Origin of the sequence: Rhizobium sp. R635 (assembly GCF_002211285.1) — a bacterium.
Lineage (GTDB): Bacteria > Pseudomonadota > Alphaproteobacteria > Rhizobiales > Rhizobiaceae > Rhizobium.
Genome location: NZ_LOKX01000022.1, coordinates 22,160 through 44,774 on the forward strand (window position 1 = coordinate 22,160; position 22,615 = coordinate 44,774).

Consider the following 22,615-nt stretch of genomic DNA (forward strand, 5'->3'; position numbering starts at 1 on the left):
GAGCTGCGCGCGGATTTTTGGAATATTTAGATCATTTTGACAAGCGATGACTCATCACAGATTTTCGCCTCTCCCTCGATTTTCTGTCCAAAAACCTTGAATTACAGGGGATTAAAAACAATTAGGCGTCCACTTTGAAATCGTTTATGCTCGACAATATGGAATATTTGTTTCATCTCGTGAGCCGCCAGCATGGATAATGGTCCCCAGGGTCAAGCGCGTGTACCGCGCGATTTCGAAAGCCTGCGCAGCACGATCATCGAGCGCAAGGCAAGCATGCCGAAGCGGCTGGCGCAGGTCGCCGCCTTCGCCCTCGGCAATCCCGACGAAATCGCCTTCGGCACGACGGCGAGCATCGCCGCCGCCTCCGAGGTCCAGCCCTCGACGCTGGTGCGCCTGGCGCATCATCTCGGCTATGAGGGCTTTTCCGACCTTCAGAGTATCTTCCGCGAAAGGCTGCGCGACCGGACGCTGAGTTATGAAGAACGGCTCGTCACGCTGGAGCAGGCGAGCGGCGACGACGAGGACGCCAATCTGCTCTCCGGCTTCATCGCCGCGGCAAATCAGTCGGTCAACCGGCTGGCGGCAACGGTGCAGACGGACACTTTCACAAAGGCGGTGAACATCCTGGCCGCCGCCGAGACGATCTATCTGATCGCCAAGCGACGCTCCTATCCGCTGACGGCGCATATGACCTACGCTTTTTCCAAGCTCAACATCCGTCACCAGATCGTCGCCTCGCCGAACGGCGTCGATCCCGAGATGGTGCAGTTCGCAACACCAAAGGATGCAGCGATCGCGGCGAGCTTCTCGCCCTATGCGGCCGACAGCCTCACGCAGAGCCAGGAGCTTGCCGACCGCGGCGTCCCCATCATTGCAATCACCGATTCGGCCTTTTCGCCGCTTGCCGCCTGCGCCACACATTGGTTCGAAGTGGCGGAAGCGGACTTCGCAGGCTTCCGTTCCCTTTCGGCCTCGATGGCGCTCACCATGGCGCTGCCGGTTGCGATCGCCGAACGGCGGCGCAAGCGTCAGCATTCAAAAGCTGGAAAAGAGAAAATGGAATAAACATTCCGAATTGACAAAATATCGGAACCAATGTTTCATTATTGGCATTCGCAGGCACTGGAAGCCGCGCAAAAATCTAGCGGGAGGACATCATGGTACAATCGAATCCGGGTTCACAGCCGGAGCCGGCGCTTGATGTAATCACCATCGGCCGCTCCTCGGTCGATCTTTACGGCCAGCAGATCGGTTCGCGGCTGGAGGATATCGCTTCCTTCGCCAAATCCGTCGGCGGCTGCCCGTCCAACATCGCCATCGGCACTGCGCGGCTCGGTCTCAAGTCCGGCCTCATCACCCGCGTCGGCGACGAGCAGATGGGCCGCTTCATCCGCGAGCAGGCGGCGCGCGAAGGCGTGGCGACGGACGGCATCGTCACCGACAAGGAACGACTGACGGCGCTGGTGCTGCTGGCGGTCGAGGCCGAAGGCGTATCGCCGATGATCTTCTACCGCTCCGATTGCGCAGACATGGCGCTCGAGGAAGGCGATATCGACGAAAACTTCATCAAGTCCTCGCGCGCCGTTCTCGTCTCCGGCACGCATTTCTCGCGGCCGAACACCGAAGCCGCGCAGCGCAAGGCGATCCGCATCGCCAAGGAGAACGGCCGCAAGGTGATCTTCGACATCGACTACCGGCCCAACCTCTGGGGGCTTGCCGGCCATGCGGAAGGTTTCGAGCGTTATGTGAAATCCGACCGCGTCTCCTCGAAGATGAAGGAGACGCTGCCGGATTGCGACCTCATCGTCGGCACCGAAGAGGAAATCCTGATCGCATCAGGCGCCGACGACGTACTCGGTGCGCTGAAGGAAATCCGCCGCCTGACGCCGGCGACGATCGTGCTCAAGCGCGGCGCCATGGGCTGCATCGTCTATGATGGGCCGATCGCCGACGATCTCGAAGCCGGTATCGTCGGCGAGGGTTTCCCGATCGAGGTGTTCAATGTGCTCGGCGCCGGCGACGCCTTCATGTCCGGCTTCCTGCGCGGCTTCCTGCGCGACGAGCCGCTGAAGACCTGCGCCACCTGGGCCAATGCCTGCGGCGCCTTCGCCGTCTCCCGCCTGCTCTGCTCGCCGGAATATCCGACCTGGGCGGAACTCGACTTCTTCCTGAAGACCGGCAGCAAACATCGGGCGCTGCGCAAGGACGAGGCGATCAACCATATCCATTGGGCATCGACGCGCCGCGGCGAAATCCCGCTTCTGATGGCGCTGGCGATCGATCACCGCTCGCAGCTCGTCAGCGTCGCCGATGAACTCGGCGTCGGCCATGACAAGATCGTCGCTTTCAAGCGGCTGGCGGTCGAGGCTGCAGCAAGGGTTTCGAACGGCCGCGATGGCTACGGCATGCTGATCGACGAACGCTTCGGGCGCGACGCGTTCTTCGACGCCGCAACGAAGAATTTCTCCTGGATCGGACGGCCGGTGGAACTGCCGGGCTCGAAGCCGCTGCGCTTCGAATTCAGCCAGGATATCGGTTCCCAGCTTGTGGAATGGCCGCTTGGACATTGCATCAAGTGCCTGTGCTTCTACCACCCCGACGATCCGGCTGAACTAAAGACGGAGCAGCAGGAGAAGCTGCGCACGCTTTTCGAAGCCGCGCGCAAAGTCGGCCGCGAACTGCTGGTGGAAATCATCGCCGGCAAGAACGGCCCGCTCACCGACGATACGATCGCGACCGCGCTCGAAGAACTCTATGCGCTCGGCATCAAGCCGGACTGGTGGAAGCTGGAGCCGCAAGCCTCCGGCGAGGCCTGGAAGAAGATCGACGCGGTCATCGCCAAAAATGATCCATGGTGCCGCGGTATCGTGCTGCTCGGCCTCGAAGCGCCCGCCGACGAGCTGATTTCCTGCTTCGAAGCGACGCTGGCTGCCCCCTCGGTCAAGGGCTTTGCCGTCGGCCGGACGATCTTTGCCGATCCGGCGCGGGCATGGCTCTCGGGCAACATGAACGACGAGGAGGCGATCGCCGACATGGCCGGTCGCTTCCGGCAACTGACGGAAGCCTGGCTTAAGACGCGCGGGCTTCAGTAGGATATAAAATTTAGACCTCTTCCCAACCCCTCCCCACAAGGGGGAGGGACTTAACTTGGGGCATCGCTTCACGCCACAAACGAGCTCTCTTGCGGGCGCAAGGTTGCGGTGAAATGCGGTGAGCCCCACGAGTTAGCCCCTCCCCCTTGTGGGGAGGGGTTGGGGAGGGGAAACCAAGAAGAGCGAAGATTGCGGGAGGCCCCGATGGGCAAGACGATACGGTTGACGATGGCGCAGGCCGTCGCGCATTTCCTGAAAGTACAGATGACTGTTGTCGACGGCAAAAAGGTGCCGATCTTCGGTGGCGTCTGGGCGATCTTCGGCCACGGCAACGTCGCCGGCATCGGCGAGGCTCTTTATCAGGTGCGTGGGGAATTGACGACCTACCGCGCCCATAACGAACAGGGCATGGCGCATGCCGCGATCGCCTATGCCAAGGCGAGCTTCCGCCAGCGCTTCATGGCCTGCACGACCTCCATCGGTCCCGGCGCGCTGAACATGGTGACGGCCGCAGGTGTGGCGCATGTCAACCGCATTCCAGTTCTCTTCCTGCCCGGCGACGTCTTCGCCAACCGCGCGCCCGACCCGGTGCTGCAGCAGATCGAGGATTTCGGCGACGGCACGGTGTCCGCCAATGACGCCTTCCGCCCGGTTTCGCGTTACTTCGACCGAATCACCCGGCCCGAGCAGATCATCACGGCGCTGAAGCGCGCCATGCAGGTGCTGACCGATCCGCTCGATTGCGGGCCGGTGACATTGTCGCTCTGCCAGGACGTTCAGGCCGAAGCTTTCGATTATCCGGAAAGCCTGTTCGAAGAAAAAGTCTGGACGACCCGCCGGCCGCAGCCGGATGCCGACGAGCTGGCAAACGCCATCGCGCTGATCAAGGCGTCTCAAAAGCCGGTGGTCGTTGCCGGCGGCGGTGTGCTCTATTCGCAGGCGACCAAGGAGCTTGCCGCCTTCGCCGAAGCCCATGCCATCCCCGTCGTCGTCACCCAGGCCGGCAAATCGTCGATCAACGAGACCCATCCGCTGGCGCTCGGCTCGGTCGGCGTCACCGGCACCTCGGCAGCGAATGCCATTGCCGAAGAGACGGATCTCATCATCGCCGTCGGCACGCGCTGCCAGGATTTCACGACCGGCTCCTGGGCGCTCTTCAAGAACGACGGCCTGAAGATGGTCGGCCTCAATATCGCCGCCTATGACGCGGTGAAGCACGACAGCCATCCTGTGGTGGCCGATGCCCGCGAAGGGCTGAAGGCGCTTTCGGCAGGACTTTCCGGCTGGAAGGCGCCGGCGGCACTTACCGAGAAGGCAACGGCGGAAAAGAAGGTCTGGATGGAGGCTGCCACCAAGGCGATGGCCGCGACCAATACCGCCCTGCCCTCCGATGCACAGGTGATCGGCGCGGTGGCGCGCACGATCGGCGGCGAGAACACGACGGTGCTTTGCGCCGCGGGTGGTCTGCCCGGAGAATTGCACAAGCTCTGGCCGGCGACGTCACCGGGCAGCTATCACATGGAATACGGCTTCTCCTGCATGGGCTACGAGATCGCCGGCGGGCTCGGCGCCAAGATGGCGCGTCCGGAACGCGATGTCGTCGTCATGGTCGGCGACGGTTCCTACATGATGATGAATTCCGAGATCGCGACCTCGGTCATGCTCGGCCTCAAGATCAATATCGTCATGCTCGACAATCGCGGCTATGGCTGCATTAACCGGTTGCAGATGGGAACCGGCGGCGCCAACTTCAACAATCTGCTCAAGGACTCCTATCATGAAGTGATGCCGGAGATCGATTTCCGTGCACACGCCGAAAGCATGGGCGCCATTGCCGTCAAGGTCGGCTCCATCGCCGAACTCGAGCAGGCGATCGCCGATTCGAAGAAGAATGATCGTACGTCCGTCTTCGTCATCGACACCGACCCGCTCATCACCACCGAGGCCGGCGGCCACTGGTGGGATGTCGTGGTGCCGGAAGTCAGCCCGCGCGAAGAGGTCAACAAGGCGCGCAAGGGTTATGTCGAAGCCCGCGCTTCCCAGCGCATCGGCTGAACAGATTACCGCCATTTTTTTCGGAAGAGCGGTCCCGCTCTTCCACGATGTTTTTAAGGAGAATGTTGATGAAGGCCAAACTCGGCATGTCGCCCATCGCATGGTGGAACGACGACCTTCCCGAACTCAGCGACGACGTGTCTCTCGAGGAATGCCTGCGGCAGTCGCGCAGCGCCGGTTTCACCGGCATGGAGCAAGGCCGCCGCTTTCCCAGCAACCCGGAAGAAATGCTGCCGATCCTGCGCGCCGCCGACGTGACGCTGTGCGGCGGCTGGTTCTCCGGAACGCTCGTCAATGAAGAGCTTGCGGCCAACAAGGACCGCATCGCACCGATGATCGAGCTGTTCAAGGCGGTCAACGCGCCCTGCATCGTCTATGGCGAAGTCGGCCGCTCGATCCAGGGCGACCGCTCCAAGCCGCTCGCCACCAAGCCGCGCCTTTCCGACGACGAGATGAAGGCCTATGCACGCCGCGTCACCGAATTCGGCGAATGGTGCGCCGAACAGGGCATGCCGCTCTCCTATCATCACCACATGGCGGCCGTGGTCGAAACCGAACCGGAACTCGACGCCTTCATGCGCAATTCGGGCGCCGGCATTCCGCTGCTGCTCGACGCCGGTCATCTCGCCTTTGCCGGCGGCGATGTGCTGCGCGCCATCGACAACCACCATGCCCGTATTAATCACGTCCACGTCAAGGATATCCGCAAGTCGGTGGTGGATGGGCTCGACCTCAGCCGCCAGTCCTTCCTCGATGCGGTAGCGCTTGGCGCCTTCACAGTGCCCGGCGACGGCTCGCTCGATTTCGGCGCCATCGTCCAGCGCTTTGCCGATCACGGCTATGAAGGCTGGTTCGTCGTCGAGGCCGAACAGGACCCGCGCAAGGCGCCGCCGCAAAAGATGGCGGAGATCGGCCATGCCGAACTGATGCGGGTGATGACGGCGGCTGGTTATACTGTGGAGACCGAAGGCTTTCCCAAGGGATGACAGGACGAAAGACCCCTCTCGCAAGAGGGACGAACTGACCGGACCGCTGGAGCAAGCGGCCCCCTCATCCGCCCTTCGGGCACCGTTGCCGGGGTTGAGCCACAGGTCTCAACCCGTCCTTCGGACCCCCGATGGGTAGAAGGGGAATAGAGATGGCGCGGCATATCCCTTCTCCCCTCGGGGAGAAGGTGGCGGCAGCCGGATGAGGGGCCGCGCCCACCAACTTACGAGGAGAAACACCAATGCCAAACCTCAAGGTGAAACCATCAGGCACGCATGGCCGCGTCACGCATGTCACCCCGCAAAGCGCCGGCTGGACCTATGTCGGCTTCGACCTGCACCGGATCAAACCGGGCGAGACGGTTTCCGGAGAGACCGGCGATCGCGAAGTCTGCCTGGTTTGGGTGAGCGGCAAAGGCAAGGCTTCGGCCGGCACCAAGGATTTCGGCACGCTCGGCGAGCGCATGAACCCCTTCGATGGCGCGCCGCATGCGCTCTATATCCCGATGGAATCGACATGGTCTGTCACGGCAGAGACCGATCTGGAACTCGCCGTCTGCTCGGCGCCCGGCGGCGGCACCTATGAGGCCAAGGCGATTCCGCCCGGCACGCATCCGCAGCTGACGCGCGGCAAGGGCACGAATGTTCGCTATGTGAACAACATCATGCCTGAGGACGACAGCTCGGCGCATTCGCTGCTCGTCGTCGAGGTGATCACGCCCGGCGGCCACACCTCCTCCTATCCGCCGCACAAGCACGACCAGGACGACCTGCCGAACGAGAGCTTCCTGGAGGAGACCTATTACCATCGCCTCAATCCTCCACAGGGTTTCGGTTTCCAGCGCGTCTATACCGACGACCGCTCGCTCGACGAGGCGATGGCGATCGAGGACGGCGACGTGACGCTGGTGCCGAAGGGCTATCACCCTTGCGCTGCGACGCATGGCTACGATCTCTATTATCTCAACGTCATGGCCGGGCCGAAGCGGATCTGGAAATTCCACAATGCTACCGAGCACGAATGGCTGCTGAAGGCATAAAAGCTACTCTCGATCGCTAAATAATCTGACAGCGCGAGATTGCCGCTGATGGTTCACTGCCTCCATCCAAACCAGGATGGAGGATCATCATGCACAGCTCGAATTTCACGATACCGGCCCGCAACATCCGCACTTCGCGCCATATGCGGCCCGGCCTACTTTCCGCAGCGGTGACGGCAGTCCGCTGGCTGGCACGCGAGATCAGCGAACGGCGCAACTACAATGCACTGATGGAACTTTCCGACGATCAGTTGAAGGATATCGGCCTTTCCAGGGGGCAGACGGAAAGCGACGTTCACGTCTACAGCCGGTACTGAAATATCGACATCACTTGTGATAATGTCCTCGCGGGCCGCTTCATCGGCGGCTTGCCTGATCCGGAACATCTGATGTCGCAGTTTTCAACAGCACTGCTCCTGAAAACAAAGACCGTCACCATTCGGGACGTCGTCTGCAGTGGCGAGTGCCGCCACAAGAGCGACGAGGAATGCGCCCACAAGACGAGTCTCGTCTATCCCTATCGCGGCGTCTTCATGCGGCATGTCGGTCGCAACGACACAGTGGCCGAAGCCAACCAGATGCTGTTCTTCAATGCCGGCCAGGGCTACCGGATCAGCCACCCGATCGAGGGCGGCGACGCCTGCATCGATCTGGCGATCGACGAATCCATGCTCGAAGAGCTGGCGCCGAAGGAGCAGACGCAGCCCGGCCCGTCCTTTTCGTTCCGTCGCCAGCGCCGGCGGATCGATCCGCGCGCGCAGGCGCTGGTCGCGCTCCTGCGCCACGGCCTCCACCGCAAGGTCGCGGAAACGCTGGAGGCGGAAACACTGGCGCTGACGCTGGTGCGCCGCTCGCTCGGCGAACGCACGTCGCATACGGCGGGCGCCAGCGCCGGCCGGCAGAAGCTCGTCGACCGGGCAAAGCTGGTACTTTCCTCCGATCTCGCACGACGCTGGACGCTCGGAGAAATCGCCTCCGAAGTCGGCGTCTCTCCCGTTTATCTCACCCAGGTCTTTCAGCAGGTCGAGGCGACCCCGCTCTATCGCTACCAGCTGAGGCTGCGGCTTGCCCGCGCGCTCGATCTGCTCGGCCGGTATGACGATCTGACCGCGCTCGGCCTCGATCTCGGCTTTTCCAGCCACAGCCATTTCAGCGCGTCCTTCAAGCAGGCCTTCGGGCAGAGCCCGGCAGAATTCCAGCGCTCGGCGCACTTGCGGCGCAGCTAAGAACCCCAGATATCGCTAAAGATTTCGACAGCGGCGATGCAGTCTTCGGTGATCTGATGAGCCTGTCTCGATACCGGGGGCGATCAACCGGAGGATCACCAGATGAAGAAGACGACATGTGCTGCCTGCGACTGCGAACTCGGCGCAGAGACCATAACCGTCAAGCTCGGCGGCAAGGCCGTGGAGGTGTGCTGCGAGGAATGCGCCAGAGCGCTGAACGAGGCGGAAGCCGCGACATCGAGTGCATCGAACGGCAAGGAATAGACGACACCGGGCGAAAGCCGCCGCCGAACTGACCCTCGAAGGTTGATGTCCAACTTTCGAGGGCGGCACACCGGGGGCGGCTTTGCTCTCTCAAGCGGGCAGAAGCCCGTAGCGCCAGCCGCGGCGTTTGGCATTCCGCGACAGCACCAGGAAAGCAAGAATGAACATGCCTGCCTCGGCAAAGACCGGCACCATCCAGATCCCCTGCTCACCGAAGACGAAAGGCAGCAGGAAGGTGAGCGGCAGGGCAAACAGATAGGGCCGTGACAAACCGAAGATCGCCGCACGCGGCGCATCGCCGATCGATTGGAAATAGGACGAGAGAATCAGCATCTGTCCGAAGAGGAAATAGGCGCCGATCGTCCACGGTAATATTCGTCTGACCTCGGCGATGATGACGGGATCGGCGACAAAGACTGCGCCGAGGCGACCGGCCAGCAGCTCGACGGCGATCTCCACCAGGGTGCAATAGACGAGTGCAGCGCCCATGGCGATCTGCAGGCTGCGGCCGACGCGCAGCCCGAGACCGGCACCGTGATTGTTGCCGGCGATCGTCTGCAGCGCGATGCTGAGACCGAGCAGCGGCAGATAGGTGAAGGTCATGATTCGGGTGATGATGCCGTAGGCGGCAACCGATGCGACATAATCATGCTCACTCCAGAGCGAGACGTTGACGAGGACGGCGGTCGAAGCCAGCGATATGCCGATGAAACCAAGGCTCATGGGCGCGCCGAAGGCGATGATGCCGCGCCATTCGGCAAGAGCAAGCCCCCCGAAAGGCCTCAGCGCCGCCGGCCGGCGCCAGCGATAGGCGAGCACGGCGGCAAGGCAGACGAATTGCGATGCGATAGAACCGGCCGCCGAACCGAGCACACCCCAATGCATCTCGGCCATGAACAGCCAGTTGGCGAGAATGTTGAGCAGCGAGGCCGACAGCGTCACCAGCGTCATGAAACCGATCTTGCCTTCGCAGCGCAGCCCGTCGAGATGCAGCGACAGGAAGAAGCTGACCGGTGCAAAGGCGACCATCGCTCCCATGAACTGCGTGGCGCCATCGGCGACGGCGGCATTGCCGGCAGCCCCGGCATCGATGACCTGCCGGCCCAGGGTCCAATAGACCATGTTGAGAATCAGGGTCACGGCGAGCGCCAGCGTATGGGCGTCGGCGAATACGCGGCGCGCTTCTTCACGTTTGCCGGCGCCGAGCCGGCGGGCGAGAATGCTCGCCATGCCGTTCGAGACCAGCGATTGCAGGGAAATCATCAGCATCAGACCGGGGAAAATCAGGCTGACGGCGGAGAGCGCATCCGGGCCAACGTAGGCACCGAGGAAATAAGCATCGACCACAGCGAAGAGGCCGTTAACGGTGGTGATAGCGACGATCGGCGCCGCCGTCCTGATGAAAACGCCCGGCAGCCAGCCGGTGAGAAAGGCATTGCCTCTGGAAAGATCAGTCATGGAGAATCCGTGCGATAAGGGCAAAGCCAGACCGGGCTGAAGTCATCAGGGGCCGGGTCGCCTCAAAAGAATAGGAGAACAATCTAGAGATCGAGTACCAGGTGCGGCAGGCCGTTCGAGGTCTTCCTCGGCGAGACGCCGTCGGCATCGACCTGCGCGGTCACGCGCCGGCGAAAGGCTGAGAAGCTCTCGAAGGTGACGACGTCCACCGGCTCGTCGAAGTGGATGGTGATCCTGTGGAGATCGCCGCCCGGCAAGGCCGAAAGGGCCAGGATTTCACCGGTGAAGGGCTGGTTGAGGTAGCGGCCGCGAATATGCGCGCCGACGAAGAGAGGCGTCTTCGGGCTGGCATTGGGCTTTGCCGCAAGGGCGGCGAGCGTATTCCAGTCACGCGCGCCGTATTGGCGGGCGATCAGTTCCAGGGCGGCGCTATGGGTCAAAGCGGTGCCGCGATCGTTCATCGCGTGGCGCAGGCGCTTGGCCTGGGCCTTCAATTCTTCAATGCCGGGATAGGTTGTGGTCGTCATGGAGTGAGCCTTCGAAAGGCATGCTCTTCGACTGTGGATGGGTGCTCGCATTGCCGCCAGTCAGCATGCACAAGGGCCGTGACCATGATCGCGAGGGCTTCACCATGGATTTTCATCCGCGAGCGGCCGGTGCCTCGAACCGAACCTGTGTATGCGCGAAGGCCGCCGGCATGTCAAGAATGGCTGATGATCGCTCGGAATGAACGAATTTGGGGCAAAACTGCACGAAATCGGTGCGATTTCCCCGCAATTTCCGGGAATACCTACAATCTGAATGATGTTCTTCAGCGTTCATCAGCATTCCTCTGCTAATCTTTGCCTATGATAAGCGGAGGCTAAAAGGGCCTTTCAGATGCACCTCGACACGGAACACCCCAAGCCGGAACGTGCTTACCGGGAATTCAATCTCGACAGACCCGGCAATATCATTTTCGTCGGCCATCACTTGAGCACCGGAACGCAGGTACGCTGCCTGATCCGCACGATCACGCTTGCCGGCGCATTGCTGGAAGTCAGCCCGAACCTCGAAATGCCGAGCCATTTCTTCCTCGAAATCCTCGGCATCCATGACGAGATCGGCTCGACCGTGGTCAAGCGCGAAGCCGAATTCGTGACGATCAGCTTCAACATGCTGCTCAATCCGGAATTTCTGCACCACGTATTGCGGCTGAGCTTCGAAACCTGAGGCTCTTTTCGATCCGCGGTTCATCGCAGCGCGAGGCCTCTGTGTCTACGTACGGTCTTGCAGTCAGACGTGCGAGAACAGGAACGAGCCAGAGAAATCCTCGCCATTCCGGCCCATCGAGCGGATCGGCGAAAGGATCGTGCCGCACCGGGCGATTATGTTTCTGCAGCTCATTGAAAAGAACAACCCAGTTGAGAAGCATTGCTTCGTCCTCCATCTATTTGCTGGAGCACTTGAGCTAAGGCTTCGCACCCTTGCGATGTAGAGGCGCTGGGGAAAGGGGGTTTTCATCCATGAAAGACGCAAGCTGGGACGACCTTCAACTCTTCTTCCATGTCGCGACGGGCGGCGGGCTTTCGGCGGCTGCTGCGCGCACCGGGCTCAGCGCGCCAACGATCGGCCGGCGCATGCTGGCGCTCGAACGGGTTACAGGCCGCTCGCTGTTCACCCGCGGCCCGACCGGCTACTTGCTAGCGAAGGACGGACAGGCGCTGCTCGATCGCGTCCGGCTGATGCAGGATGCGGCGCGTGCGATCTCCGACTGGCGCGGCGAGGTGCTCACGCTGCCGATCGTGTCGACAGTCGTCGACAGCTGGACCTCGCGCTTCATCGCCGATCATCTCGCCAGCGTCTGGACGCCAAAAGACAGCTTTCGCATGTGCTACAAGACCTGCGACGCGAGCGTCGATTTCACCTATCGCGAGGCGCATATTGCCATTCGCCACGGACGGCCGGACAGCGGCAACGTCGCGATCCGCCGTTCGGTCAAGGTGGCGCATGCGGTTTATCAGGCAGCCGGTTATGACGAGGCCAATTGCAATTGGATCTCACTTGGCACTGACATAGCCATTACGCCGGCGGACAAGTGGACTTTCGAACAGCCGGATTATTGGATCACCAGTTGGACGAACACGCCGCATATGCTCTTTTACCTCATCCGCGGGGGCGCCGGCCGCGGCGTCCTTCCCTGCTTCATCGGCGATCAGGAGCGCAACCTGGTGCGCGCCGGACCTGTCATCGACGAACTGACGTACGACATGTGGATCGTGGCGCATGACGACGAACGGCAGCGGCCGGAGATCAGGACCGTCATCGACCGCCTCGCGGCCCTGTTTGCCGAGCACGAAGACCTGTTTGCCGGGCAGCGACCGGCGGCGTGACAGGAAGACATGAAAACGCGGGCCGGCTCAGGCCGCCAGATGCCGCTCTATCTCATCGACCGGCATGTTGGTATAGTCCTTCGCCAGTTCGGCAGAGATCACCGCCTGCGTATCGGCCCTGAGTGCGGGCCGCAGCACGCCGAGCGCCTTCGGCGGCGCAATGAGGATGATGCGTTGGGCGTCCTTTTCATGCACCAGTTCGTCCAGCCTCTCCGCCACATGCTTCAGAAATTGCGCCTCAGCCTGTTCCTGCCAATGGGTTTCCTCGACGGCGCTGCCGCCGAAACCGTGGGCGGCGTGGCTGCGGCCGGGCTTGTCGGTGCCGATCTCACGATCCGGTTCGCTCGGCTGCTTCAGGGTTTCCAGCACCTTCAGCTTCATCAGCTGAATATCGCCGGCGTTCTGCATGATCAGAGCCTTGGCTCCGTTGCAGACCACGACCCATGATTCCCGAGGGACTTTGACGTCGGTCATTTTCAATTCCTCACTGTCGTCGTTCGAAGCGCGCGCCCCGCATCATCGATCAAGGCAGAACGCCCGGCCGTTGAAAGGGTTCGAAAAATTGCGCCGAAATCGGCAGTGCCGTTCTGGGACTGGCAGTCTATGGCGCGGTATCACCAACCTTGCCACGCTTCGCAACCGGCCGCCCGCCATACGCCTGGCTGATATGGCCCGGGGGCACGCTAGTGACGGCGCTGGCCGCGGCTCGGGGATATTTCACCGTCAGGTCCGCGTCCCGATAATGCACATAAGGCGTCCCGCTTAAGCACAAAGTTTGAACTCGTTAAAATTGTAATTTTATCCTTGACGAATGTGCAAAACATTCATGTGACCTTGACCGAGATCAAGATGAAGCTTGATCGGATCAAGACCCGCTTGCTTGAAATCAAGGCCCTGCTTGAGATCAAGAACCCCCATGCGTCCTGACTGACGGAGAATGTGAAATGACTATGCTCCGCGCCACTCACCTTGCCACGGTCAAATCCGCCATCTACGACCTGCGCTGGGAAGAGTTCAACGTCAAGCGGCCAGCCCGCATCGTCGCCGTCCGCCCGTGCCTGACCGGCGTCTCCATGCGAAGCGCCGAGATCATCGACATCTCCCAAGGCGGGGCCACGCTGATCGTGTCGACCACCGCCGGCCTGCCGAAGCATTATTACCTCAACATTCTCGGCCTCGCCTATCGCATCGGATGCGCCGAGGTCTATCGGCACAAGGAACGCATCGGCGTCAGGTTCATCAACATCATGGACCCCGAGGTTCTGCGCCGCGTCGTCCGCGCCGATTTCATGATCGGCAACATGGAAGCCATAGACGCCCGGCGTGCGCCGATATTCCGTGCGGCGGACCGGCCGGCCGCCGCTCAGTTGCTGAAATAATCTTGCTTGCCTTGGCCGTACCCGGGCCTATTGTTGCGGCGACCGTCAATCTGCCCGGGAAACCGTCTCCGCATGTCCGCCTTTTCGCGCTTCACCCCACTTGTCAGCGCCCTGCCCTCCACAGTTCCCTTCGTCGGTCCCGAGGCCATCGAACGCCAGCGCGGGCTTGCCGTTCTCGCGCGCATCGGCGCCAATGAGAACGGCTTCGGCCCGGCCCCTTCCGTGTTTGCAGCGATGCGTGAAGAGGCCGGCAATATCTGGAAATACAATGATCCGGAGAATTTCGCGCTGAGAGAAGCGCTTGGCGCCCATCTCGGTGTCGCGGCCGCCAATATCGCCATCGGCGGCGGCATCGACGAATTGCTCGGCCAGATCGTCCGGCTGGTGATCGAGCCGGGCGCGCCCGTCGTCACCTCGCTCGGCGCCTATCCGACCTTCAATTTCCACGTCGCCGGTTTCGGCGGCCGGCTGGTCACCGTGCCTTACGCAAACGACCGCGAAGATCTCGACGGGCTGCTCAATGCCGTCAAGCGCGAAAACGCGCCGCTCGTCTATTTCGCCAATCCCGACAATCCCATGGGAAGCTGGTGGGAGGCCGATAGGATCGTCGCTTTCGCCCGGGCACTGCCCGAAACGACGCTGATGGTGCTCGACGAAGCCTATAGCGAAACCGGGCCGGCAAGTTCGCTGCCGTCGATCGCCTCGCTCATCGAGCTGCCGAACGTCGTTCGCACTCGCACTTTCTCCAAGGCCTACGGACTTGCCGGCTCCCGCACCGGCTACGTGATCTCGACGCCGGGGACGGCGCAGGCCTTCGACAAGATCCGCAATCATTTCGGCATGAACCGGCTGGCGACGGCGGCAGCGCTCGCCGCGCTGAAAGATCAGGAGTATCTCGTCGAGGTGGTCGGGAGAATCCATGCTGCGTGGGAGCGGATCGGCGGCATCGCCCGGGCGAACGGCCTAGAGCCGCTGCCATCGGCGACGAATTTCGTCGCGATCGACACCGGCCGCGACGGCGCTTACGCCAGGGCGATCGTCGACGGCCTGATGGAGCACGGCGTCTTCATCCGCATGCCGGGCGTTGCGCCGCTCAATCGCTGCATCCGCGTCAGCGTCGGGCCCGAGGCTGACATGGCGCTGTTCGAGCAAGCGCTGCCGCAGGTGCTGAAGAAGATCGGCTGACAAACGGAAGAACCGCAGCCGATGGAGGATTCGGCCGCGGCTCTCTTCTCCCGGCGTCGGCCCCGTCCAAAGCGCCTCGCCAGCTCCCCTCTTTCGAGGTTGTTATTCCTGTCGAATGTCAGCAGGAGACGGTCTCAGTGAACCGTCATCCATTCGCGGGCGGCGCGCAGCGCTGCTGCGAGCTGCATCTTGTTCATGGCGGCGGCCACGTCGGCGCGAAGCTCGGCGGCGCGGTCGTTGCCCTTGATCGCGGCGATGTTCAGCCATTTGTGGGCGGCAACGAGATCGATGTCGCAGCCGCGGCCGGTCGCATACATCAGACCCATTTCGCAGAAGACATCGGCGCTGTTGTTGTCGCCACCCATGGTGGCCGTTTCAGCATTGTGCATTTCAAAGCGTGCCATCGGTTTTATCCCTGTTAGCCTGTTTACGACTTGCCCTGTTTTACCTTCGGGCCTTGCCGTCTATCGCGGCTTTCCGCCCTTCCGGTCCGGCGGGTTTGCCCCGCTCGTTTGATGGGTTCACTATGCCAAACGGCTTTCAAAAAACGCCTAAAATGCATGATTAATTTGAGACAAACAAAGTGCAAACGCTTGGTAAAATTGGATTTTTGTTAAACATCGGATTCCCTGGAGCTTAAGGATTTTCGCTCGAATTTTACGAAAGATTCAGATTTGAAAATAAAGGGATCGTTCATCATGAAATCAGCCGGCAAACCCTCTAGAACGCGTCGGGCGCTTCTCCGGCCTGCCTTTGCTCGCCTGCACGGATAATGATCGCGCATATTTACCTTTACGTTCGCGTCAGTTATTTTCGCCGGCGATTGGGGATATCAGGGAGGAAAAGATGATCCGCAGTTTCGTTCTCGCCGCCGCCGTCGCAATGATCGCCGGCACGGCTCATGCCGATGAACCGATCGTCGGCAACTGGAAGACTGCCTCCGGCGAAACCGCCGTGATCGCGTCCTGCGGCAGCAGTTACTGCGTGACGCTGAAGACCGGCAAATATAGCGGCCGCAAGATCGGCACGCTTGCCGGAACCGGCGGCAGCTACGCCGGCGAGATCACCGATCCGGCGGCGGACAAGACTTATAGCGGCTCAGGCAAGGTTTCCGGCAACTCGCTGAAGATGCAGGGCTGCGTCATGAAGATCCTCTGCAAAACACAGACCTGGACGCGGCTCTAAGAAAATGCGGGGCGGATAGCCGGCAAGACCCTATATGTGTTAGAATGTACACAGTTCAGCACAGGAGTCTTCGAAATGGCCGGCAGCACGACCATGACAATTCGAGTCCGCCCCGACGTAAAGGAAAAGCTCGACAGGATTGCTGCCGACACGCAACGCAGCAAATCATTCCTCGCCGGCGAGGCCGTAGCCGCCTATGTGGAGCGCGAGCTCGAAATCATCGAGGGCATCAAGCGCGGTATGGCCGATGCGCAAGCCGAGCGCGTAATATCCCACGAGCAGGCTGTTGCCGAAATGCGGCAGGTTATCGAGGATGCCAAGCGTGCGAAGACCCAGCGCGGATGAGGCCGGTCCTTTGGTCTAAGGAAGCACATCGGGATAATCTGGAAATTCTACGTTACATCGCAAAGGACAATCCCGATGCAGCCGAAAGGGTTGTGGGCGCCATCGAGGATGCAGGCAACAAACTTGGCGAATTTGCAACCGGTCGACCAGGGCGAGTAACCGGTACTTATGAAAAATCCCTCACCCGGCTCCCCTACATCATTTCCTATGAGCTGCGGCCGATCGCGGGGCGTGAAAGCGTCGTGATCTTGCGTGTGATCCATACTGCACGGGATTGGCCGGACGAGGAATAGCCGCCCTTGGCGGCGGCCAAAACCTGCCTCGCAAGCTGAACGGCGGATGAACCGGTATCTCAGCACTCATTCAGCCGCCGCATGGCAAAACTCTTGTCACGATCAAGTTGCGTATCGGGGGCAAGGCAATGAACCTCTATATTCTGGCAAGGCGCCTCAGCATCATCACACTGTTTGCAGCGATCTTCGCGATCACCTTTTCGGCAGCCGTCGTGCACAATGGCGGCGGCGGCGCCCAGTCGCATTTCGGGGCGAGCTATACCTGCCTGGAGACGAAAGGCAGCTTCTGCGCGCCATCGGTGCAGTGACCGGCATCGGACACGGTAGCCGATAAAAATCCGGATTCCGCCGGCGCGCGTCGTTTGCTTGTCAAAAACAACTCTCTATAATGCGTCATGAGCAAACGAATCTCCCCTTTATCGCCACTCGACATATCCTCTCCACCTCCTTTTCAGCCGCAGAGCTTCGATGATCCCGCCAAGGCGGTGGAGACGCTGACGGCGCTTTACGAGCGCAATACGGCGTTCCTGATCCAGAGTTTCACCGAACTTGCGCAGGGTGCCGACATCACGTCGCGCTACCGGGCTTTCTATCCGCAGGTCAGCATCGAGACGACGAGCTTCGGCCACATCGATTCGCGCCTTTCCTACGGCCATGTCACGGCGCCCGGCATCTATACGACGACGGTCACCCGGCCGAAGCTCTTCAAGCATTACCTGAAGGAGCAGCTGGCGCTTTTGATGAAGAGCCACAATGTTCCGGTCGTGGTCTCGGAATCGACGACGCCGATCCCGCTGCACTTCGCCTTCGGCGAGGGCGCGCATGTGGAAGCATCGGCCTCCGCCTTCGTCGACGTTCCGATGCGCGACATCTTCGACACGCCCGACCTCAACACGACAGACGACGAGATCGCCAACGGCGAATATATCCCGCCGCCGGGCGAGCCTTCGCCGCTGGCGCCGTTCACCGCGCAGCGCATCGACTATTCGCTCGCCCGCCTGTCGCATTATACGGCGACGCATGCCGAGCATTTCCAGAACTTCGTGCTGTTCACGAACTACCAGTTCTACATCGACGAATTCTGCAGCTGGGCCCGCAAGCTGATGGCGGAGGGCGGCGATGGCTACACCGCCTTCGTCGAGCCGGGCAACATCGTCACCCTGCCCGGATCGAGCGTACCGGAAACCGATGCCACGCTCGCTCGCCTGCCGCAGATGCCGGCCTACCATCTGAAGAAGAAGGGCCATGCCGGGATCACCATGATCAACATCGGCGTCGGCCCCTCCAACGCCAAGACGATCACCGACCACGTCGCCGTGCTGCGCCCGCATGCCTGGCTGATGCTCGGCCATTGTGCCGGCCTTCGCAACAGCCAGCGGCTCGGCGATTATGTTCTCGCCCACGCCTATATGCGCGAGGATCACGTTCTCGACGACGACCTTCCTGTCTGGGTGCCGATCCCGGCGCTCGCCGAAGTGCAGGTGGCGCTGGAAGCGGCCGTCGCCGAAATTACCGGCTACGAAGGTTTCGAGCTGAAACGCATCATGCGCACCGGCACCGTCGGCACGATCGATAACCGCAACTGGGAACTGCGCGACCAGCGCGGGCCGGTGAAGCGGCTCTCCCAGGCGCGCGCCATCGCGCTCGACATGGAATCGGCAACGATCGCCGCCAACGGCTTCCGCTTCCGCGTGCCTTACGGCACGCTGCTTTGCGTCTCCGACAAGCCGCTGCACGGCGAATTGAAGCTGCCGGGCATGGCGACCGCCTTCTACCGCACGCAGGTCAACCAGCATCTGCAGATCGGCATCCGCGCCGTTCAGAAGCTGGCGGCCATGCCGCCGGAAGCGCTGCATTCACGCAAGCTGCGCAGCTTCTTCGAAACGGCCTTCCAATAGGCCGTTTCCTCACCGGCCGGCCGCGACGGGCGCGGAACTCTGCGCGAGCATCTGCGGCCTGCCGGCGGCAACGTTAAGCCCTGCGATCAACAGAGTGAAGGCCACGAAGCTGAAAGCGACGCGCAGGAAAATCTTCCATCCGTCGCTTTCGGTGAACTCCGGCTGACGCTTCTCATGACGGCGGGCCCAGATCTGGCTTGCCAGCGCAATTTCAAGAATACTCATTGCCATTCTCCTCGATAGGTTTTGACGATGCCTTGTCGAGTGCTGCCTTGCGATTTCGACACCGGACCGGCACGAAAGATTTTTTTCCACCGCTGTCGAAATGCGTGCGGCTCGGTCGTCCAGGGTTATTGAACACGCACAAGGAGGCTGTCCGCGATGAAATATCTCTGTCAGGTCTGGTTCGATGGCGCAGTGCTCAGCGCCAGGACGAAAGAGGAAAAGGCCGAACTCGGCACGAACTCACTCAACTATGACAAGGCGCTTGCCGAAAGCGGGCATCTGATCGTCGCCCATGCGCTGCAGCCGCCGACATCGGCGGTGACCGTCCGGGTGCGAAGCGGTGAGACGTCGGTGACGGACGGTCCTTTCGCCGAGACGAAAGAGGCCCTCGGCGGCTTCATCCTGATCGAGGCCAAGGATCTCAATGAAGCAATCCGCGTTGCGGCCGGCATCCCGCTCGCTAAGCTCGGCGCGATCGAAGTGCGGCCAATCCACGAATTCGGAGCTAAATAATTCGGAACTGAATGAGGAGAGACCGATGAAATTTCTATGCCAGATCTGGTTCGACACGGAAAAAAGCAAGCTGGTCCCTCAGAGCGAATGGGATGCGCTCACTGAGGAGTGCATCATCAGCGACAATCGCTGGCGCGAGAGCGGTCACCTGCTGGTGGCGCTCGCTCTGCATGATCCGTCGACAGCGATCACCGTCCGCCTGCGCAACGGCGAAACCTCTGCGACCGATGGGCCATTTGCCGAAATCAAAGAGCATCTCGGCGGCTTTCTGCTGATCGAAGCCGAGACTATCGAGGAAGCGAAGACGATCGTGTCGAGTTTTCCGATCCTCAGATATTCCTCGATCGAAGTGCGCCCGACTTACGCCATCCAGGATGGGAAATAGCCATGCGCTACCTCTGCCTGATTTATAACAGCGCCGACACGGACGGGACGCTGGCGCCCGATGAAACCGATGAACTCATCAGAGCGCATTTCGCCTTCGACGAGGAATTGTGCCGCGAAGGCATCATGATCCACTCCGATGCCTTGGAGATGCCTGACAAGGCGACGGTGCTGCGCGTTCGAAACAACACGCTCTCCGCGACCGACGGCCCCTATGTCGAGACGAAGGAGCATCTGGCCGGCTTCTACGTCATCAAGGCGCCCGACATGGTGAAGGCGAAAGAGATTGCCGGGCGGATACCATCGGCGCGTTTCGGCGCGGTCGAGCTCAGGCCCGTACGGATGCTGACCTTGCCGGATTGAGGTGTGCCCTTGGAAAGCGTGATCGAGGAGATTTATCGAACGCAGTCGCGCCGGGTGCTGGCGACGCTGATCCGTCTGCTCGGCGATTTCGACCGCGCCGAGGAAGCGCTTCAGGATGCCTTTGCCGCAGCCGCCAGGACATGGCCGGCGGACGGCATTCCCGTCAATCCTTTCGCCTGGCTGGTTTCGACGGGACGCTTCAAGGCGATCGATACGATCCGGCGCCGGGCGCGCTTCGATGCCTCTCAGCAGCACATCGAGGACAGCCTCTACAGCGTCGACGAAATGGAGGTCGGCGATATGGAAGCAATCGAAGACGACATGCTGCGGCTGATCTTCACCTGCTGCCATCCCGCCATTCCCGCTCACGCACAGACGGCGATGGCGCTGCGGGAAATCTGTGGATTGACCACTGAAGAGATCGCTCATGCCTTCCTCATTCCCGCGCCAACGGTCGCCCAGCGGATCGTGCGCGCCAAAGGCAGGATTCGCACGGCGAAGATCCCCTATGAAGTGCCGGGCCGCGAGGCGCTGCCCGAGCGGCTCGACCGGGTGCTGCACGTCATCTACCTCGTCTTCAATGAAGGCTATTCGGCTTCTTCGGGAGAAGAGATCGTTCGCGCCGACCTGACTGCGGAGGCCATACGGCTGGCGCGGCTCGTTCTGACGCTACTGCCGCATCCCGACGTTTCCGGACTTCTGGCTCTGATGCTGCTGCAGGATTCGCGCCGTAACGCCCGCCGCGGCGAAGAGGGATCACTGGTGCTGCTTGTGGATCAGGATCGCTCGCTCTGGGATCGCGCGAAAATCACGGAAGGCCTGGAGCTGCTGACCCAAGCGATGCGGACGGGAGAGATCGGCACCTATACGGTGCAGGCGGCAATCGCCGCCGAGCATGCGAAAGTATCGTCGGCCGAAGAGACGGACTGGCGGCGGATCGCCTTCTATTACGATCTGCTTCTGGCAGGGCAGCCCTCCCCGATCGTCGAGCTCAACCGCGCCGTGGCGATCGCGATGGCGGACGGGCCGGCGAAGGGACTGGATCTGATCGATGCCATTCTGGGCCGCCGCGAGCTGCAGGCCTATCACCTCGCCCATTCGGCGCGCGCCGATTTCCTGCGCCGTCTCGGCCGGAGAGAGGAAGCGATATCAGCCTATGAAACGGCGCTGTCGCTCTGCCGGCAGGAGCCGGAGCAGGCCTTTCTCAGAAAACGGATTTCAGACCTTGCCGCGGCGCCCGAGCGGCAGTGAGATTGCCGTGCCTGTCAGCGCCGAGACGATGATCAGCAGATGCGCGTTGACGCTCGCCTGCGCCAGCGCGGCAAGCGCCACCCGCTCGCTCGAGGCTCCGAGCGCAATGGCGCCGGCGGTGATGCCGGCCGGATAGGTGCCGACACCGCCCGGCGCATGCATCGGCAGAACGGAGGAGAGTTCACCGCCGAGCGCGCCGCCGAAGCTTGCCGCCATCGGCAGCACCCCCATCAGGCCGAGCGCCCATGCGAGCACGATCACCTTCACCAGCCAGTTGACGATGGTCATCGCCCAGGCGCGCGCAAAGGCAACGGCATTGAGCGGCAGGCCGTTTTCGATCTCGACGACGAATTTCTGTACCTTATCAGGCAACAGCCTGGCGGCGATGCGCAGCAGCGGCTTGCGCGCAGCGAAAGCCGCGACCGGCAGCAGCAGGAAGACCGCCCAAAGCGTCCAAGCGACGAGCGCATCGGTCGCGGCGAGCGCAAAGCCGATGCCGGCGGCCGCCAGCAAGGCGTGCAGATCGAGCAGCCGCATGACGAAAAGCGCCGAGGTTCCGCGCGTCAGCGGAATGCCGAATTCGGTGCGCATCAACAATGGAAAGCTGGTCTCGCCGGTACGGAAAGGCAGCATGATATTCAGCAGATTGTGGATCTGCGTGACGCGGAAGAGGGTCGCGAACCGGCCCGCCGTTTCCTTCGGAAAATAGTCGTAGATGCGCCAGGTGCGCAGGAAATAGGTGCTCGTCAGGGCCACGAGCGCGCCGATCACCGGGCCTGCCCCGACATCGGCCCATTGGCTGATGATGACGGGCCAACCCCAGAACCATTGCACGAAGAGCGCATAGGCTGCGACAATTACGACCGTCAGCGCCGTCATGCGGTTGCGCATAAACCAGGACTGCTGGCTTTCAACGATCGAACTCTTCATGTAGTAGGCATTCCTCACTTGGCGTCGGCACAGGCCTCGGTTACGTCGCCAGGCGTTTTAGGAGAAATGAAGGTTGCGCACAACGGCGGAGTTGACGGCGGTGGCGACGAGATCGCTTTAAGACCGACGATCCCGCGGCGGACCAATGGATGACGGCGCCTCGCCGGC

General features: G+C 61.6%; 28 protein-coding genes. 21 read left to right on the forward strand and 7 right to left on the reverse strand.

Annotation, left to right across the window (positions count from 1 at the left end; translation table 11 throughout):
• Window positions 1–192: 192 nt before the first annotated feature.
• The 8 genes from ATY78_RS16575 to ATY78_RS28575 all read left to right on the forward strand — a co-directional run bounded on the left by ATY78_RS16575 (window position 193) and on the right by ATY78_RS28575 (window position 8,666).
• Complete coding sequence (locus tag ATY78_RS16575; RefSeq protein WP_088683406.1) at window positions 193–1,068, forward strand: MurR/RpiR family transcriptional regulator; 876 nt, start codon at window positions 193–195, stop codon at window positions 1,066–1,068.
• A 92-nt stretch (window positions 1,069–1,160) separates the two neighbouring features.
• Window positions 1,161–3,095 carry a 5-dehydro-2-deoxygluconokinase gene (iolC, locus tag ATY78_RS16580; RefSeq protein WP_088683407.1) on the forward strand — a complete coding sequence of 645 codons (1,935 nt, stop codon included), beginning with the start codon at window positions 1,161–1,163 and terminating at the stop codon, window positions 3,093–3,095.
• A 204-nt stretch (window positions 3,096–3,299) separates the two neighbouring features.
• A complete protein-coding gene (gene iolD, locus ATY78_RS16585) occupies window positions 3,300–5,150 on the forward strand; it encodes a 3D-(3,5/4)-trihydroxycyclohexane-1,2-dione acylhydrolase (decyclizing) (protein ID WP_088683408.1) in 1,851 nt (616 codons plus the stop codon).
• 68 nt (window positions 5,151–5,218) lie between these two features.
• Window positions 5,219–6,136 carry a myo-inosose-2 dehydratase gene (gene iolE / locus ATY78_RS16590; RefSeq protein ID WP_088683409.1) on the forward strand — a complete coding sequence of 306 codons (918 nt, stop codon included), beginning with the start codon at window positions 5,219–5,221 and terminating at the stop codon, window positions 6,134–6,136.
• 242 nt (window positions 6,137–6,378) lie between these two features.
• Window positions 6,379–7,176, forward strand: coding sequence for a 5-deoxy-glucuronate isomerase (gene iolB / locus ATY78_RS16595; RefSeq protein WP_088683410.1), 798 nt, complete (start codon window positions 6,379–6,381; stop codon window positions 7,174–7,176).
• Between the two features lie 89 nt (window positions 7,177–7,265).
• Window positions 7,266–7,493: a DUF1127 domain-containing protein gene (locus ATY78_RS16600; protein WP_088683411.1), complete on the forward strand. Its 228-nt coding sequence runs from the start codon at window positions 7,266–7,268 to the stop codon at window positions 7,491–7,493.
• A 72-nt stretch (window positions 7,494–7,565) separates the two neighbouring features.
• On the forward strand, window positions 7,566–8,402 hold the full coding sequence (locus ATY78_RS16605; protein WP_088683412.1) for a helix-turn-helix domain-containing protein: 837 nt from the start codon (window positions 7,566–7,568) through the stop codon (window positions 8,400–8,402).
• Window positions 8,403–8,504: 102 nt separating this feature from the next.
• Window positions 8,505–8,666 (forward strand): hypothetical protein, encoded by a 162-nt coding sequence (locus tag ATY78_RS28575; RefSeq protein WP_190237475.1) that lies wholly within the window; start codon window positions 8,505–8,507, stop codon window positions 8,664–8,666.
• Window positions 8,667–8,756: 90 nt separating this feature from the next.
• Here the strand turns inward: ATY78_RS28575 and ATY78_RS16610 are convergent, their stop codons facing one another.
• Together ATY78_RS16610 and ATY78_RS16615 are read right to left on the reverse strand one after the other, a co-directional pair.
• Complete coding sequence (locus ATY78_RS16610) at window positions 8,757–10,124, reverse strand: MATE family efflux transporter (protein ID WP_088683413.1); 1,368 nt, start codon at window positions 10,122–10,124, stop codon at window positions 8,757–8,759.
• Window positions 10,125–10,207: 83 nt separating this feature from the next.
• Window positions 10,208–10,651: a glyoxalase superfamily protein gene (locus tag ATY78_RS16615; RefSeq protein WP_190237476.1), complete on the reverse strand. Its 444-nt coding sequence runs from the start codon at window positions 10,649–10,651 to the stop codon at window positions 10,208–10,210.
• 352 nt (window positions 10,652–11,003) lie between these two features.
• Between ATY78_RS16615 and ATY78_RS16620 the strand changes: the two genes are divergently transcribed.
• The gene (locus ATY78_RS16620; protein WP_088683415.1) at window positions 11,004–11,336 is read left to right on the forward strand and encodes a hypothetical protein; all 333 of its coding nucleotides are present in this window, start codon (window positions 11,004–11,006) and stop codon (window positions 11,334–11,336) included.
• On the opposite strand, the gene ATY78_RS28880 is transcribed toward ATY78_RS16620, so the two are convergent.
• Entirely contained in the window at window positions 11,287–11,538 is a 252-nt protein-coding gene (locus ATY78_RS28880) for a hypothetical protein (protein ID WP_088683446.1), read from the reverse strand. The genes ATY78_RS16620 and ATY78_RS28880 overlap by 50 nt on opposite strands.
• 91 nt (window positions 11,539–11,629) lie before the next feature.
• On the opposite strand from ATY78_RS28880, the gene ATY78_RS16630 reads away from it, so the two are divergent.
• A complete protein-coding gene (locus tag ATY78_RS16630) occupies window positions 11,630–12,496 on the forward strand; it encodes a LysR family transcriptional regulator (RefSeq protein ID WP_088683416.1) in 867 nt (288 codons plus the stop codon).
• Between the two features lie 27 nt (window positions 12,497–12,523).
• Here the strand turns inward: ATY78_RS16630 and ATY78_RS16635 are convergent, their stop codons facing one another.
• Window positions 12,524–12,970: a host attachment family protein gene (locus tag ATY78_RS16635; protein WP_088683417.1), complete on the reverse strand. Its 447-nt coding sequence runs from the start codon at window positions 12,968–12,970 to the stop codon at window positions 12,524–12,526.
• 470 nt (window positions 12,971–13,440) lie between these two features.
• Between ATY78_RS16635 and ATY78_RS16640 the strand changes: the two genes are divergently transcribed.
• Both ATY78_RS16640 and ATY78_RS16645 read left to right on the forward strand, forming a co-directional pair.
• The gene (locus ATY78_RS16640; protein WP_088683418.1) at window positions 13,441–13,875 is read left to right on the forward strand and encodes a pilus assembly protein PilZ; all 435 of its coding nucleotides are present in this window, start codon (window positions 13,441–13,443) and stop codon (window positions 13,873–13,875) included.
• Between the two features lie 72 nt (window positions 13,876–13,947).
• Complete coding sequence (locus ATY78_RS16645; RefSeq protein ID WP_088683419.1) at window positions 13,948–15,060, forward strand: pyridoxal phosphate-dependent aminotransferase; 1,113 nt, start codon at window positions 13,948–13,950, stop codon at window positions 15,058–15,060.
• 134 nt (window positions 15,061–15,194) lie between these two features.
• Here the strand turns inward: ATY78_RS16645 and ATY78_RS16650 are convergent, their stop codons facing one another.
• Complete coding sequence (locus tag ATY78_RS16650; protein WP_088683420.1) at window positions 15,195–15,464, reverse strand: sel1 repeat family protein; 270 nt, start codon at window positions 15,462–15,464, stop codon at window positions 15,195–15,197.
• A 442-nt stretch (window positions 15,465–15,906) separates the two neighbouring features.
• On the opposite strand from ATY78_RS16650, the gene ATY78_RS16655 reads away from it, so the two are divergent.
• The 5 genes from ATY78_RS16655 to ATY78_RS16675 all read left to right on the forward strand — a co-directional run bounded on the left by ATY78_RS16655 (window position 15,907) and on the right by ATY78_RS16675 (window position 18,781).
• On the forward strand, window positions 15,907–16,245 hold the full coding sequence (locus ATY78_RS16655) for a DUF2147 domain-containing protein (RefSeq protein ID WP_088683421.1): 339 nt from the start codon (window positions 15,907–15,909) through the stop codon (window positions 16,243–16,245).
• 75 nt (window positions 16,246–16,320) lie between these two features.
• Entirely contained in the window at window positions 16,321–16,590 is a 270-nt protein-coding gene (locus ATY78_RS16660) for a ribbon-helix-helix protein, CopG family (protein WP_088683422.1), read from the forward strand.
• Entirely contained in the window at window positions 16,587–16,883 is a 297-nt protein-coding gene (locus ATY78_RS16665) for a type II toxin-antitoxin system RelE/ParE family toxin (RefSeq protein ID WP_088683423.1), read from the forward strand. Before ATY78_RS16660 ends, ATY78_RS16665 begins: the two co-directional genes overlap by 4 nt.
• 128 nt (window positions 16,884–17,011) lie before the next feature.
• Window positions 17,012–17,191: a hypothetical protein gene (locus ATY78_RS16670; RefSeq protein ID WP_088683424.1), complete on the forward strand. Its 180-nt coding sequence runs from the start codon at window positions 17,012–17,014 to the stop codon at window positions 17,189–17,191.
• Between the two features lie 87 nt (window positions 17,192–17,278).
• A complete protein-coding gene (locus ATY78_RS16675) occupies window positions 17,279–18,781 on the forward strand; it encodes an AMP nucleosidase (protein WP_088683425.1) in 1,503 nt (500 codons plus the stop codon).
• A gap of 9 nt (window positions 18,782–18,790) precedes the next feature.
• Here ATY78_RS16675 and ATY78_RS16680 read toward each other — a convergent pair whose 3' ends face one another.
• The gene (locus tag ATY78_RS16680) at window positions 18,791–19,006 is read right to left on the reverse strand and encodes a hypothetical protein (protein ID WP_190237477.1); all 216 of its coding nucleotides are present in this window, start codon (window positions 19,004–19,006) and stop codon (window positions 18,791–18,793) included.
• 156 nt (window positions 19,007–19,162) lie between these two features.
• Here ATY78_RS16680 and ATY78_RS16685 point away from each other — a divergent pair, with 156 nt between their 5' ends.
• Genes ATY78_RS16685 through ATY78_RS16700 form a run of 4 tightly spaced genes read left to right on the forward strand, consistent with a single transcriptional unit; the run spans window position 19,163 to window position 21,517 of the window.
• The gene (locus ATY78_RS16685) at window positions 19,163–19,519 is read left to right on the forward strand and encodes a YciI family protein (RefSeq protein WP_088683427.1); all 357 of its coding nucleotides are present in this window, start codon (window positions 19,163–19,165) and stop codon (window positions 19,517–19,519) included.
• Window positions 19,520–19,544: 25 nt separating this feature from the next.
• On the forward strand, window positions 19,545–19,904 hold the full coding sequence (locus tag ATY78_RS16690) for a YciI family protein (RefSeq protein ID WP_088683428.1): 360 nt from the start codon (window positions 19,545–19,547) through the stop codon (window positions 19,902–19,904).
• Window positions 19,905–19,906: 2 nt separating this feature from the next.
• Complete coding sequence (locus ATY78_RS16695) at window positions 19,907–20,266, forward strand: YciI family protein (RefSeq protein ID WP_088683429.1); 360 nt, start codon at window positions 19,907–19,909, stop codon at window positions 20,264–20,266.
• Between the two features lie 9 nt (window positions 20,267–20,275).
• Window positions 20,276–21,517: an RNA polymerase sigma factor gene (locus ATY78_RS16700; RefSeq protein WP_088683430.1), complete on the forward strand. Its 1,242-nt coding sequence runs from the start codon at window positions 20,276–20,278 to the stop codon at window positions 21,515–21,517.
• Here ATY78_RS16700 and ATY78_RS16705 read toward each other — a convergent pair.
• Entirely contained in the window at window positions 21,485–22,447 is a 963-nt protein-coding gene (locus ATY78_RS16705; RefSeq protein ID WP_088683431.1) for a lysylphosphatidylglycerol synthase domain-containing protein, read from the reverse strand. The genes ATY78_RS16700 and ATY78_RS16705 overlap by 33 nt on opposite strands.
• Between the last annotated feature and the right edge of the window lie 168 nt (window positions 22,448–22,615).